General features: G+C 62.7%; 12 protein-coding genes. 8 read left to right on the top strand and 4 right to left on the bottom strand.

Going from position 1 to position 13307, the window contains the following annotated elements:
• Positions 1-207: 207 nt before the first annotated feature.
• Entirely contained in the window at positions 208-891 is a 684-nt protein-coding gene (locus tag VIG90_RS11555; RefSeq protein WP_331593670.1) for a TetR/AcrR family transcriptional regulator, read from the bottom strand.
• 258 nt (positions 892-1149) lie between these two features.
• On the opposite strand from VIG90_RS11555, the gene VIG90_RS11560 reads away from it, so the two are divergent.
• The gene (locus tag VIG90_RS11560; protein WP_331593672.1) at positions 1150-2079 is read left to right on the top strand and encodes an alpha/beta hydrolase; all 930 of its coding nucleotides are present in this window, start codon (positions 1150-1152) and stop codon (positions 2077-2079) included.
• A gap of 36 nt (positions 2080-2115) precedes the next feature.
• On the opposite strand, the gene VIG90_RS11565 is transcribed toward VIG90_RS11560, so the two are convergent.
• Positions 2116-3318 (bottom strand): LLM class flavin-dependent oxidoreductase, encoded by a 1203-nt coding sequence (locus VIG90_RS11565; RefSeq protein WP_331593673.1) that lies wholly within the window; start codon positions 3316-3318, stop codon positions 2116-2118.
• A gap of 319 nt (positions 3319-3637) precedes the next feature.
• Positions 3638-4618, bottom strand: coding sequence for a phytanoyl-CoA dioxygenase family protein (locus VIG90_RS11570; protein ID WP_331593674.1), 981 nt, complete (start codon positions 4616-4618; stop codon positions 3638-3640).
• Between the two features lie 182 nt (positions 4619-4800).
• On the opposite strand from VIG90_RS11570, the gene VIG90_RS11575 reads away from it, so the two are divergent.
• Entirely contained in the window at positions 4801-5508 is a 708-nt protein-coding gene (locus VIG90_RS11575) for a TetR/AcrR family transcriptional regulator (protein ID WP_331593675.1), read from the top strand.
• Positions 5509-5539: 31 nt separating this feature from the next.
• Here VIG90_RS11575 and VIG90_RS11580 read toward each other — a convergent pair whose 3' ends face one another.
• Complete coding sequence (locus VIG90_RS11580) at positions 5540-6892, bottom strand: MFS transporter (protein ID WP_331593676.1); 1353 nt, start codon at positions 6890-6892, stop codon at positions 5540-5542.
• 222 nt (positions 6893-7114) lie between these two features.
• Here VIG90_RS11580 and VIG90_RS11585 point away from each other — a divergent pair, with 222 nt between their 5' ends.
• The 6 genes from VIG90_RS11585 to VIG90_RS11610 all read left to right on the top strand — a co-directional run.
• A complete protein-coding gene (locus VIG90_RS11585) occupies positions 7115-8155 on the top strand; it encodes a zinc-dependent alcohol dehydrogenase (RefSeq protein WP_331593677.1) in 1041 nt (346 codons plus the stop codon).
• A 204-nt stretch (positions 8156-8359) separates the two neighbouring features.
• The gene (locus VIG90_RS11590) at positions 8360-8989 is read left to right on the top strand and encodes a TetR/AcrR family transcriptional regulator (RefSeq protein ID WP_331593678.1); all 630 of its coding nucleotides are present in this window, start codon (positions 8360-8362) and stop codon (positions 8987-8989) included.
• A gap of 483 nt (positions 8990-9472) precedes the next feature.
• Positions 9473-10513, top strand: coding sequence for a zinc-dependent alcohol dehydrogenase (locus tag VIG90_RS11595; protein ID WP_331593679.1), 1041 nt, complete (start codon positions 9473-9475; stop codon positions 10511-10513).
• A 25-nt stretch (positions 10514-10538) separates the two neighbouring features.
• Entirely contained in the window at positions 10539-10979 is a 441-nt protein-coding gene (locus tag VIG90_RS11600; RefSeq protein WP_331593680.1) for a cupin domain-containing protein, read from the top strand.
• Positions 10979-11788: an SDR family NAD(P)-dependent oxidoreductase gene (locus VIG90_RS11605; RefSeq protein ID WP_331593681.1), complete on the top strand. Its 810-nt coding sequence runs from the start codon at positions 10979-10981 to the stop codon at positions 11786-11788. Before VIG90_RS11600 ends, VIG90_RS11605 begins: the two co-directional genes overlap by 1 nt.
• Positions 11789-12067: 279 nt before the next feature.
• Positions 12068-13307: TonB-dependent receptor (locus tag VIG90_RS11610; protein WP_331593682.1), on the top strand; the 1240-nt coding region annotated here is incomplete at its 3' end.

The following is a 13307-nucleotide window of genomic DNA, read 5'->3' on the forward strand; positions in this document are numbered from 1 at the left end:
GGTGTCTCGCTCTGGAATGAGGCCTACGCTCTTGGCGTTGCAGCCTTCAATGCAATACTGGCGGACTGGCGCACACGCGGCGACCTTGAAGGCCTTGACCTGCGCGCAGCGCCTGCCGAGCCGGCCCACGCCTAAGGCGCAAGAACCGGCAGAACCCTAACCTTGGAGACGTCGGATCAATGTGGAACGAGGGGCAGGGCCGGCACATCAGGCAGCCGGCCCGCCGGGACCTTCAAGGTCGGCGCCGCGCGGTTCAGCCGGCTTGAGGCGCACCTCGGCCGCAGCCAGTCGTTCGCGCAGCGTTGGAGCGGCGTCCTTGCTGGCCAGGGGCAGCGCCATGAGGGCAAAGCCATGGGCGGTGATCAACCCCCATTCCTCTGCGGTGATCCGCTCGTCCAGCCAGTCCTGCATGGCGCCGCCGATCAGGCAGATGAAGCTGCGCGCGAGCAGATCCTGCCGCGCTCCGGGGCGCAGGCCGCCGTCGGCGGCGGCCTGGGCGATGATATGGCGCCAGTAGGCCCGTCCGGGGTCATCGCCCGTGGGCGGACGATCCGAGACGGGTCGCTCGACCAGCGCACCGAAAAAGCCGCGATAGAAATCAGGAGCGCTGGCAAGGCCGGCGGCGAGCAGGTCAATGGCGTCGAACACCCGCTCAAGCGGGGCACGCGGTCCAAGTCTTGCCAGTTGCTCTTCGGCCTCTCTGCGCAGTGTCACGTAGAGCGCCTCCAGCACCCCGCGCTTCGAGCCGAAGAGATTGTAAGGCGTGACTTCGGACATGCCAGCGTCCTCGGCAAGACGTCGCATGGAGAAGTCGCCGCGTTCCAGCGCCGCACGCGCGGCTTGCAGCAAGGTTGCCCGGCGGGCCTGCTTCTGCAGCTCTCGTCGCCCCATCGCCTCCCGATCTCCCCGTCCCGTCTTTGTGCGGCCGGGAACCTTAGTAGCGCGCCAGATCCCTTGTCTCAAACCCTATTGCCCCAGCTGCAGTTTATGCATAGCATGCTATAGAAATTTCGGAGGCAGTCTGGTCTCACCAGGACCTGCCCCATGTTGACAGCGCCACCTTTGCCGGCCTTGTCGCGGCCGTCGGTTTGTTCATTCCGTAGTCTTGCGCCCGCCGGCCTCGCGCGCTGGCGCGTAGAGGAGGACACCATGAAACTCAGCGCGTCCGCCCAAGCCTTGCTTGATCAGATGATGGAGCAGATGCCGGACTGGGGCAGCCTCAGCCCGCTTGAATTTCGCGTGATGGTGGCGGCAGCCATCAGTCCGGCCGACCCGGCCGATCGCGTCGCCCGCTGCGACTTTGATGCCGGCGGCGTCCCGGTCAGGCTCTACCGACGGGAGGAGGCGCCTGCCACGCACGAGCCCGTCCTGCTTTACCTGCACGGCGGCGGCTATATCGCCTGCTCGATCGACAGCCATGAGCGGTTCTGCAGCCGGCTCGCGCGCCAGGCGGAGTGCGCCATCCTCTCTGTGGACTATCGGCTGGCACCCGAACATGTCTTTCCAGCAGCGGTCGAGGACGCCTGGACGGCGCTGAACTGGCTGGTGGCGCACGCCGGGAACCTCGGGCTGGATCCGCGCCGCATTGCGGTTGGCGGCGACAGCGCCGGCGGGACGCTTGCAACCGTTGCAGCCATTCGCGCGCGCAACGCAGGAGGAGCAGACATTGTCCACCAGCTCCTCATCTACCCAGGTCTCGACCTTGCATCCGAGACAGATTCCAAGCGCCTGTTTGCCCGCGGCTACATGCTGGACGCGGAATTCTCCGAGGTCTGCCTCTCAGCCTACGTGCCGGCGCGGTCGCAGCGGAGCCACCCGTGGGCTTCGCCGCTCCGAACACCCTGCCTGGCAGGACTGCCGCCAACGACACTTCTCACCGCCGAGTGCGATCCGCTGCGCGATGACGCGTTTGCCTATGCAGCGCGGCTCGAGGACGCCGGGGTTGCGGTCGATCACCGCCTGTACCGCGGCATGTACCATGGCTTTGCTGCCATGTTCGGCGTGTTGCCGGAGGCAGACGAGGCGATGGCCGATGCGGCGGCGTCGCTTCGCCGCGCCTTTGCAATGATTGATGCCTGAGCGAGCAAACGGCGGCTGGCGCTTGGAGCAGCCCGGTCAATTGCTCGGCTCGAGGCTTGGTTCAGCCTTCGGGCTGTCTGATGCATCAACTGGTTCTGCCATCTGCGCATGCTTTTCAAAGGCGCGCTTTGTCGACGCCTGAATGACGTCGATAAAGCCGTCGCGATTGTCCCGTGCCCAGTCGAAGGATTTCTGACGGTTGCGATTGTCGCCGTTGATGGCCGGCAGCACATAGCGCATCATCATTTCCATTGATCGCTTCTTGTCGTCCTGCGAGGCCCAGTTCTTGTCCAGCATCAAGAGGCAGCCGAAATCCGGCACCTTTTCTTCGAGCCTGCGGATCTGCCTGATCGCGTCATCTGGCGTGCCGACAACGATTTCGCCGGTCTCGAGGAGATCCTCGAGCGACTTGTGCGCCGGGGATTCCTTCAACTGCTCGGACTGGTTCTTGATATAAAGGAGATACCGCTCGTAGCCCTCGCGCACCTGGTCCATCGCCTTGTCGCGCGTCTCGGCAATATGGATATCAGTTGCACAGCGGATGCTGGCAGGCGACATCGACCGACCCAATCTGGTCGCAGTGTCGCAGGCGATTTTCCAGTTGTTGCTGAGGGCGTCATAGCCATACGTCGCGGTTGAGGCGAGGCAGAGCATGCCGGCGTTGAATTTGGCGGCCAAGGTGCCTCCGTTGGGTGAGAACGTGCTGGCGACGCAGTACTCCAGGTCGGGGTTGTAGGGCAGCAACTGCGCATGCGCGTCCCGCAGGGTGTACCAGCCGTCGTATGTCTCGGTCACCCATTCACCGGACAGCAGGCGCTGGATCACATCCAGGCCCCGTTCCAGCTTGTCGCGCGACTCCCGTGCATCCAGACCCAGCATGTGCGCATCGCTCACGAGCAAGCCTGGCCCGGCCCCGAAGATCAGGCGGCCGAAGGTCAGGTGGTCGAGCTGTGCGATACGGTTCGCCGTCATCAGCGGGTTGTGATAGGGCAGGGAGATGACGCCCGTGCCCAGCTTGATACGCCGGGTACGCTGGGCTGCTGCTGCGATCATCAATTCAGGCGAGGCGCTGAGTTCATAAGCGCCGGTATGATGTTCGCCGTACCAGAATTCTGCAAACCCGATTTCATCGGCAAACTGGGCCAGCGCCAGGTCGCGCTCCAGAGCAAGGGTGGGGCTTTCGTCCAGGGGATGGAAAGGGGCCAGGAACATGCCGACGCGCAGCGGGACCTTTCGCATAATCGCTCCTTTAGGGTTCACTGTCTCACGGTCTCCGTCACATTAAAATACAGTCTGCATCGAAATTCAAACGAGACTTCGGGGAGGTGGGAAAATAAATTGATAGGGCACGCTATATCGCGGCCTGCGCCGGGATGTTCTGCGCGATCCAGGAGAACTGCGCCGCCTGGAGGCGGCCGGGCCCTGGCAGGAGCCGCGCCAGTTGTCCGTTCGGGGCAAGAAGATCGCGGCAAGAAGATCAAGGAGGCAGGAAGGTCAGGGGCGGAAGCTCCCGATACTGGCTTCCGGCCGACCCCCATGCTGCGCCTGCCCCGCCATGCTACTGCGCCTGGGCAACCTTCATTGCTTCCAGCGGCACGGCACGCTTTGGGCTTCCACGCCTCAATTCCGGGACGTAAGGGTAGCGCGCATTGGTGTTTGACCGCTGGTCATCCGGGCGGCGCGGCGCGATGCGGCCGCCATATTCAAAAGCGACCTCGAAGCCAAGCAGGCGCTTCTCTTCCTCGGTCAGGGTTTCATAAACATCATCGTGGATGATGGCGGGGTAGACGTCCTGCGGCTTTACAAAGTGAACGCCGTAAACTGTGCCGATCGACTTGCGGGTTTTGGGCGACGTGGACGCCCACTGGCAATGCCAGGTACGGCTTTCCCAGATGAGTGCCGACCCGGCCTTGGCGGTGAGGGGCACAAGCGCGCCGCCGATCGCGGCAACCGCTTCGTCACGCTCCAGCGTCATATCCGGGGACGGGTGCAGATGGCTGCCTGGCACGATGCGGGTCGCGCCCATTTCAGCCTCGAAGTCGGACAAGCAGGTCATGATGTTGAGCATGACCGGAAAAGGCGTTGCAAATGGAATTGCCTGCTGATCGGCGTGGAGTATCTGCGCCTGAGCGCCGCGTCGCAGGATCAGCGCTGACTGTGTCACGAGATTGAACGGCTGGCCGCGGAAGACGTGCTGGCAATAGGAAAGCGCTGCCGGATGGCGCATCAGGTCACGAAACATGCTCCCTTTATTGGGCAGAAAATTGACGTGCTGAAAGGCGGCTGTGGCGCCCTCGACGCCACCGAAGTGGCGATCCTCGCCGGCATGGCCGCTGTCCGACAAGGCCGCTACACCCTGTTCGCGCTCCAGTTCTGCCTGTTCATCCAAGCGCGCGTTGAGCACGCTCAGCTGCTCTTCGCTGAGAAAATTTTCATGGATGGTGTAGCCGTATGTCTCGAGATTGTTCCAGCCCTCCTCAACCGTGGTCGCGCAGGCCAGTCGATGGGAGTGACTGACATTTTGTGTTGCAAACATCATGGTTGCGAGCCTCCCTCCTCTGCCGCGGATTCAGGGATGCGGCTGTTTTTGCCCAATTAACTTATGGCGTAAATTTAATACCGTCAACGTCGCTTCCGCAAACGGCTGACCGGCGATCGCTGCTGGCCGGCGTCCTCCCGCTCCAACTTCCAAGGCATGCGCGGGCATGGTATCAGCGGGACATGACCGCAGAGCCCACCCCGCCACGTCGCTCCGTCGGCCGCCCAAGCCGGCTTTCCCGTGAACAGGTGGTTGCTGCCGCACTGGACCTGCTCAACGAGCAGGGGCTGGATGGTTTCAGCGTTGCCAAGCTGGGCCGAAGGCTGAACGCATCCGGGATGTCGCTTTATACCTATTTCTCCAGCCGTGATGCCTTGCTGGAGGCCGTTGCTGATGAAGTCTTCAAGTCCTACGTGCCGCCGCGCGCTGATCAGGACTGGCGTTCCTACGTCATTGACTGGCTGGAGAGAGTGGCGGCGCATTTCCAGCGCTACCGGGTGGCACTCAGCGTGATTGCCTGGGAGGAGCATTTATCCACCGGGTGGCTGCGCGTCTGGCTGCCTCTGGTGCGCACGCTCGCCGCGGTTCAGCCGGACGCCGCGCGGCTCAGAGCCGCGCTCAACTGGTTCTCCCATGCCGCGATCGGGCTGATTAACGCACGCGTCAGGGGGCCGCAAGCCATTGCCGCGCTGGAGGCCCATGTTGTCAGCGCCTTCTCGCAGCAGGATCAGGATCTGCTGCGCGTTCTCTATCAGGAGGCCCCGGATCCGGACCAAGACTGGATGCTCCGGTTCGGCTTCGAGAATCTGGTGGCAGGCCTTGAGCAGCTCCTTGTCGGCGACGCCGCGCATCGGCCGAAAAAACCCGGCAGGCGCGGCCAGAGGAAATAGGGGCATGGGCTGGCCCGCTGTTCCCTCCCGTTCAGACCGGACTGGCGTCCACCTGACTGCTGGCCCTGCGGGCATGCGTCTCGCTCCTGATCAGGGCAAGGTTCAGCACGCCGGCAAGGGCCAGCAGGCTGATGATCACCAGCAGCGCCAGATCATAGTCACTGCTCTGCTGTCGCAGGTACCCTGCCAGGGGCGACAGCAGGAAGACGAATGGCACCGCGGTCAGGGATGAGACCCCGGAGACAAATGAGAAGTTGCCACGGCCAAACAGCCTGGCGACCAGCACGGACTTGGCGCTGATCACGCCGCCGCCGCACATGCCAATGATGATGGCATCCACGGTCAGCAGCAGAAAACTTGCGGGCAGGATCAGGATCAGCCAGACGACGGCCTGGACAAATGCACCGGCGGCAAGGGCGGTGGCGCCGCTCCAGCGGTCCGCGATCATGCCGAACAGCAGCGAGCCCAGTATTCCGGTGGCACCGGAGATCGCGAGCAGAAGCGCCGACTGATCCAAGGCCCAGCCCTGCTCGACCAGGATCGGCACCAGATGGGCGCTCTTGGCGACGCCCGCGCCAGCAACCAGCCCGGTGGCCGTTGCCATCATGAGGAAACTGGGCTGGCGCCAAAGCTGGCCAAAGCTCAGTGTGCGGGCCAATGCGGGCCGGGGCGTGTCGGCGGGCCGTTTGCAGGGTGCCCCGACGGGGCGCAGATCAACGAGCGACGGCCGATCAATGATCAGCAGTTGCAAGGGGATGATGGCGGCCACGGCAATCGCAGCGGCAAAGAGCACGCCTTTCACCCCGAGGAATGGCAGCATCCAGACTGTTGCCATCGGCGTGACAGTGATGAGTAGCGGCATCATGGCAAAGCCGACCATGCGCCCCTGGCCCCGCTCATACCAGTTGCTGATCAGCGTCATCACGGGCAGGGATCCCATCAGCGCCGTGCCAGGCCCGATCAGCAGTCCATAGGTGGCCAGCATCATGAGGCTGTCCTGCACAAACGGCAGAAGGGCAAACCCGGAGCTGGTCAGGACGGCGCCCGACAGCATCAGCGGCCTGATGCCAACCCGGGGGATCAGCATGCCGATGACAGGTGCTGTCAACCCGTGCAGGAGCGCGACCAGAGAAAGCGCCATCCCCATTGTGGCGCGGTCGGCGTTGAACATTTCCTCCAGATGCAGCACAAGCGCGCCGAAGGTGCCGTAGCAAAGCCCGATCCCGATGTTGAAGGACGCAAAGCCGATGATCGTCATGCGGCGGCCCAGGGCGTCGGCGCGTCGCTCCGCCCGCAAGTTGCTGTCCTGCGCTGCAGGGGCTGGTTCTTCAAGGGCCGGTTTGCGTCTGCCAAACACCTGTCGCCCCAGCAAAGGTCCGGTCATGTCGCGTCCTCCCCGTTCAGTTGCTCAGTTCCCCAGGCCAGAGACGCGACGCAAGGGCCGGACGTGCTGGCGGGCCGCCCCAAGGGCAGGTACGCCTCCACGCCAGACTATCCTCTCGCGATCGCAATTCCAATGCAATATGTATCGAAATACCTTGCCTTGGTCCCGAGGCTCGCTACAAATGAAGCCAGGCAAGAATTGATTGTCTTTTCGGGGGGGAAGATGAAAGCAGCGATTTTCCATGATCCCGGCAAGCTCGAGGTGCGCCGCGATGTGCGCGAGCCGGTCGCAGGCCCGGGCGAGGTACTGCTGAAGGTTGCGGCCTGCGGCATCTGCGGCAGCGACCTTCATCTCTATCGCACCAATGCGCACCGCGGTGCAGGCCTCCTGCGCACGGACGAGGACGGTCGGGAGATTCCGGGGCACGAGTATGCCGGGCGGATCGTTGCCGTGGGCGAGGGCGTCGAGGGCTGGTCGGTTGGCCAGCGCGTGGTCGGCGTCACCGGCGGCGGGGCCTTTGCCGAGTATGTACCGGTACCGGTCAACGACTATCAGATCGTCGCTATCCCGGAGACGGTGTCCTACGAGGAGGCGGCGACCACCGAGCCGCTTGCCGATGCGCTCCAGTTGGTGCGGCTCGCCGATCTGCAGCCGGGGGAAAATGTCGTCGTCTTCGGGGTTGGCATCATCGGCCTGGGCGTTGTCCAGGCGCTGAGGGCAAAGGCGCCGCATGTGGGACAGGTCATCGCGATCGATGTCTCGCAATCGCGGCTCGACCTTGCCCTGCAACTTGGCGCAACGCACATCATCAACGCGGGCGACATGGACGCCGTCGAGGCTGTCATGGATATCTGTGGCCGGCGGGTCGGCGCTTTCCCGACCACCACTGGCGCGAACGTGGCGGCTGTGATCGATTGCGCGGGCTACCTGAAGCACATGAAGGGCAGACCGCCGCTGCAGCAGGCGCTGGACATGCTCCAGCCTTATGGCGGGCGCATTGTCTGCTTTGGGGCCTACGAGGGCGAGGTGACGCTTGACCTGACCTTTCTCATCGAGAAGCAGCCACGGATCATAGGGTCGCTGGGGTATCTGCCCTCAGAGCTCAAGGAGGCGGTGACGCTGATGGCATCGGGCACGATCGACCGGCGCAAGCTGATCAGCGACCGCTTCGCCCTGGACGACATCACGCAGGCTTTCGAGACGCAAGGCAACGGCCGGGCCATCAAGGTCATGATCGAGGTCGCCCAGCCAGACACGGTCTAGCCCTGGCGCTGTTGCCTGCCGGACGCGCCGGCGGCTCTGTTGGCTGTGCCGGACACGGGCTCGGCTGCAGGCGGCGGCCGGAGACACCAGCGCGCCCGACAAAGGGCGCCATCGGGCTTCCCCAGCGCTGCCTCCTGCAGCCCCAAGCCAGGGCCGTTTCTTGTGGACAGCAAGCCGCCCTGCCTCTTATCTGGAGACATGCCGATGAACGACGCACCTCAACAGGCTGGCAGTGCTCCGCAGTCACGGGGCCGGCCGCGCAGCGCCGAAACGGATGCCAAGATTCTGTCAGCCGCACGAAAGCTTCTGGCGGAAGGCGGGTTCGATGCCATGAGCTTCGAGGCGATCGCCAAGATGACGGGCATCACGCGCGCCACCATTTACCGACGCTGGCCGTCCAAATTTCATCTTGTGAACGAGGTGGCGCATCGTGACGGCAGTGTCCTTCCCGATATCATAGACGAGCAGGGCCTGCGCGCGCAGATCCGGGAGTATGTCCAGGTTCTCTTGAATCAATACACGCGGCCCGAGATGAAAGGCGCCTTTGCCGGCCTGGTTTCAACCTATCAGCAGTTCCCTGAACTGCGCGACGAAATCAAGAATCCGCTCGAAAGGGAAGGGCGTGATTACCTGAAGAATGTCATTGAAAAAGGCAAGCGCCAGGGAATCGTCACTGCATCGACTGATATCGATGCCCTTTTCGATCTTCTTGTTGGGGCCGTGATCTACCGCACCATGTTCAGTGTGGTGGACACGAAAGAGAATTTCAAAGAATCTCTCTGCGATATTCTATTGCAGGGCATCGAGGTCAAGCCCGCCAAGGCGAAGCGATAATTTCTGATCTTTTAAAAATTCGTCCAGCGTCCCGGGCCAGGATCGATCCTTGGCAGCCTGGATCCGCTCCATTGATGGCGATCTTCATTTCGCAGCCGTAGCTCGGCGGTTCATTCGCCACACCGCTTTCATAAGCCAGCGCCCGTTCCGTCGGCATGCACTGTCTGGCGCTTGCGCGCGGGGGCGCATTTTCTTGTGCGGCACTCCGCACCTGAGCCGATGCTTTGACCGCATCAGCCGCAAGCAGGGCCTGTGCGCCCGTCGTCAAGCGGGCCGGCATTCCTGTCCTTATTCCGCTGCCTTCCGCGGTGGCCGGGCTCCGGCCGTTGCTGGGGCAGTTGCGTTTTCATCAGCGATGCGGCGAGGACTGCGTAGAACTGCGCCCCCCAATCGCGGATCTCCACGCCGATTGACAGTATATATACAGGACGTATCGTACTGTAAATGGCAGAAGCCCGTCAGGGCAGGCAAAGGGGAGCGCGCATGCTGACAGCCAACTTCATCGATCCCCGACAAATCGAGGCGCGGCCGGATGCAACCCGCCCCCGACCGCGCGCCGGCGAGGTGCTGATTGCGGTCGAGGCTTGCGGGATCTGTGGATCCGATATGCACATGTACCGGGAGAATGCCCACCGCGAGCGCTTGGTTCGCCCAACTCCCGAAGGCTACGAAACGCCCGGGCATGAGTTTGCCGGCGTGATTGCCGAACTCGGGGAAGGCGTCTCTGGCTGGCACGTCGGCGAGCGCGTGGTGGGCGTGACGGGCATGGGGGGCGGCATGGCACAGTTCGTCACCGTTCCGGTCAATCCGTTCCAGCTTGTCCGGATGCCCGACGGCGTCTCCTTCGAGGAAGCCGCAACGACCGAGCCGCTCGCCGACGGGCTGCAGATGGTGCGTAAGGCCCGTATCGCCGAAGGCGAAAATGTCCTGATCTATGGCGTTGGCATCATTGGTCTTGGCGTTATCCAGGCAATCCATGCCCGCGGAATAAAGCCTGGCCGCATCATCGCCGTCGATATTCATGCCCGGCGATTGCAGGCCGCCCTCGATGTTGGCGCCACGCATGTCATCAATGCGCGCGAGAAGGACGTGTTCGAGGCAGCGGCGGCCATCTGTGGCCGTCAAGATGAATACCGGGGCGAGTCAGCCAACATCGATGTGGTTATCGATTGCGCCGGCTACATCAAGCACATCCCCGGCCCGCCGCCGCTGGAGATTGCCCTGCGCATGATCTCGACCCGCAATGGCCGAATTGTTTGCTTTGGCGGCTACGAAGACCGGATGGAGATCGATTTCAGCTATGTGATCCGCAAGGAGCCGGTCATCATCGGCTCGAACGGCTACGCTTCCGAGGAACTGGTGGAGGCGCTTCATCTCATGGCAAGCGGCGCTGTCGACCGCAGCAGCCTGATCACGCACATCTACCCGCTGGATCAGGTGGAGGCAGCCTTCATTGCCCAGGGCCAGCCCGATGCCGTCAAGGTGATGCTGCAGGTCCCCCAGCATGTATTGGAAACGGCATGACGCCGGGATAGGGGGGAATAGATCAATGAAGCGCATTGTCACAACCAATAACGAAAAGGGGCGGTCCTGCATCCTGATCGAGGAAGAGGTTGGGCCGCACAGTCACATCTGGGAGGCTCTGCCCGGCCTGCCGCTTGGCAGGGATCCGGTGCCTGCAGGCCATGAACTGGTGTTCCCGAGAGGGGGACTACAGGTCCGCTCCGTCGAACTGCCGCCTGATGCCGTGCTGGAGGACTATATCCGGCAGGGCCTTCCAGGCCATGATGAGAGGGGCTTTCACCGCACCGGCACGCTGGATGTCATTGTGCTGCTGGAAGGCCGCTTGAAGCTTATCCTGGACGAGGGTGAGACCGAATTGTCGCCCGGTGATGTGGTCGTCCAGCGCGATACCAGACATGCCTGGCGGGCCGTCAGCGCACCGGCGCGCTTCTTGTCCGTGATTTACCGACCCGAGGAGCTAGGGTGATGGCCGTGTTGCAGGAATTGCAGGGCAAGGCGGCCGTCGTCACAGGCGCGGCCAGCGGGATCGGCCAGGGCATCGCTCTGGGTTTTCTTCGCGAAGGAGCATCGGTTGTCGCCGCCGACATCGCCTCCCTTGATGCAACCTGTGCGCTTGCGGCGGGCGAGGGGTTGGCTGACCGGCTGCATCAGATGACCGCTGATGTAACGCGAGAAACTGATGTGGCTCAGGCTGTCGAGGCCGCACGCGAGCGGTTCGGCCGGATCGACGTCATGGTGAACAATGCTGGCGGGGCGGGCGCGATGCAGCCGCTCCTGGACATCCAGGCCGCTGACTTCGACGCCACCTTCGCCCTGCTCCTGCGGAGCGTCTTTTTTGGCATCAAGCACGCCGGACGTGCCATTCGATCGCAAGGAGGCGGCGGCGTCATCCTCACCACCGCCTCGATCGCGGCGCAAATGGGAGGGTGTTCTCCGACCCTCTATGCCGCTGCCAAGGCAGCCGTCGTGCGCCTCAGCGCCATGGCCGCCGTTGAGCTGGCGCCATGGCGCATCCGGGTCAACACCGTCTCGCCCGGGCCGATCCTGGTTCCGGGTTTTACGGCAAGCGGTATTGGCGCAGAGCAGCTGGCGCGGGTGCAGCCCTGGCCCGATGCCGGCCAGCCCAGTGATGTGGCAGCGGCCATGGTGTTTCTTGCCAGCGAGCGGTGCCCTTTTGCCACGGGCAGTGATCTGGTTATCGATGGCGGCGTGGTTGCCCAGGGACCGCAGCTGCTCAAGCGACTTTTTGCTGACCTTGCGCAGCACCGCGAATGAGGCAGCTGGCACCATCAGACATGCAGACAATTCCCGAAGGAGGCACCCTGATCTCCGGTTGGCGCCCGGCTCCAAGGGGGGGTAATTCAAATTAGGTAAGTCAGCGCCGGATTTATCGACCACCATCCCAAGATGTTGGACCCCGAAAAAGACGAGGGTGGCACCGCCAAGTGTTCGGGTTTTGACAAGTTGTTCCTGCAATGACGGCCTCTGCTTAGGCGAACCTGCGCGCATGCTTACCGGCGCGATGCCTATAAAGACGACATGGGGAGGGAAATAATGCAACGGAACTTCGTTTGGCTCAGCTGTGCCAGCACTCTGGTTCTTGCCCAGCCCTGTACGGCATATGCACAGAATGAAGACAGTGCCCAGATCACGGGACTGCAGGACATTGTCGTGACCGCGCAGCGTCGCGAGCAGAATTTGCAGGACGTGCCGATCTCCATCACCGCGCTGGATGCGGGTGCAATCGAGGCGAACCGGATCCAGAACATCGGCGACCTTGGCTCGCTTGCCCCGAATACGTCGGTGCGCAAACAGGCTGGTGGTGGCAATCTCCCGATGTTCACCATTCGCGGTGTGAGCGCCAGCAACTCGGCGGCTGAAACCGACAATCCCGTGTCGGTTTATATTGACGGCGTCTATCTGGGCCGCGCCGTGGGCGCGATTTTCGACCTTGCCGACATTGAGCGAATTGAAATTTTGAAAGGTCCGCAAGGGACCCTGTTCGGCCGCAACTCGACGGGCGGTGCCGTGTCGGTGACGACAGCCGATCCGTCCGGAGTGCTCGGAGGCAAAGCCGACTTTACCATCGGGAATTACGGCCAGCGTCGCGCGCGTGCGTCCCTCGACCTGCCGGAATGGAACGGATTCAGTCTGCGGCTCAGCGTCCTTCATTCCGAGCGCGATGGCGATATCCGCAATTTAGGTGCAGGAACCCGCTGGGATTTCACCAGCCGCACCAACGGGAAATGGGGCATCCGTACTTCTCCAAAGACACTAGGGGCAGAGAACACGGATGCATTTCGCGTAGCGCTTCGCTACGAAGCCGGCGATTTTGATGCGACTTACAAGTTCGACTTTACGGACTCGATATCGACCGGCAACGGCACGACGCCAATCATCGGTGATCCCCTGGGGATCATTGCATCCCAACCGCAGTCAGGCATCAACATAACGAGCAAGCGGCCCAAGGCTGTCAATAATGCCTTCACAACGCCGACCGAGCAGCGGACGACGGGCCATCTTTTCACGATCAATTTCAAGGCCAGTGACGTTGTCAGTCTAAAGAACATCATGTCCTACCGAACCAACAAGCTGGAGACCTCCAACCAGATCGATGGCGCGGGCGGGCTGATCAAGAATGATCTGGCGGCCTTCTACGGCTCCCTGGGCACTGCAGGCGTCCCCGGGCTGGAAGCATTTGCCGGCTTCAATCAGGGTTCGATCGGAGACCCGATCCTGCTGCTGGGCATCGTCAACGGCACGAAGAACCGGCAGTTTACCGAAGAAGCGCAGA

The organism is Pedomonas sp. (assembly GCF_036515995.1).
Classification (GTDB): Bacteria; Pseudomonadota; Alphaproteobacteria; order Sphingomonadales; family Sphingomonadaceae; genus Pedomonas.

Bases quoted from the DNA above. Each gene is read 5' to 3' on its own strand.
- VIG90_RS11555 (WP_331593670.1), bottom strand. From the start codon at position 891: ATGGGGCGACGAGAGCTGCAGAAGCAGGCCCGCCGGGCAACCTTGCTG.
- VIG90_RS11560 (WP_331593672.1), top strand. From the start codon at position 1,150: ATGAAACTCAGCGCGTCCGCCCAAGCCTTGCTTGATCAGATGATGGAG.
- VIG90_RS11565 (WP_331593673.1), bottom strand. From the start codon at position 3,318: ATGCGAAAGGTCCCGCTGCGCGTCGGCATGTTCCTGGCCCCTTTCCAT.
- VIG90_RS11570 (WP_331593674.1), bottom strand. From the start codon at position 4,618: ATGATGTTTGCAACACAAAATGTCAGTCACTCCCATCGACTGGCCTGC.
- VIG90_RS11575 (WP_331593675.1), top strand. From the start codon at position 4,801: ATGACCGCAGAGCCCACCCCGCCACGTCGCTCCGTCGGCCGCCCAAGC.
- VIG90_RS11580 (WP_331593676.1), bottom strand. From the start codon at position 6,892: ATGACCGGACCTTTGCTGGGGCGACAGGTGTTTGGCAGACGCAAACCG.
- VIG90_RS11585 (WP_331593677.1), top strand. From the start codon at position 7,115: ATGAAAGCAGCGATTTTCCATGATCCCGGCAAGCTCGAGGTGCGCCGC.
- VIG90_RS11590 (WP_331593678.1), top strand. From the start codon at position 8,360: ATGAACGACGCACCTCAACAGGCTGGCAGTGCTCCGCAGTCACGGGGC.
- VIG90_RS11595 (WP_331593679.1), top strand. From the start codon at position 9,473: ATGCTGACAGCCAACTTCATCGATCCCCGACAAATCGAGGCGCGGCCG.
- VIG90_RS11600 (WP_331593680.1), top strand. From the start codon at position 10,539: ATGAAGCGCATTGTCACAACCAATAACGAAAAGGGGCGGTCCTGCATC.
- VIG90_RS11605 (WP_331593681.1), top strand. From the start codon at position 10,979: ATGGCCGTGTTGCAGGAATTGCAGGGCAAGGCGGCCGTCGTCACAGGC.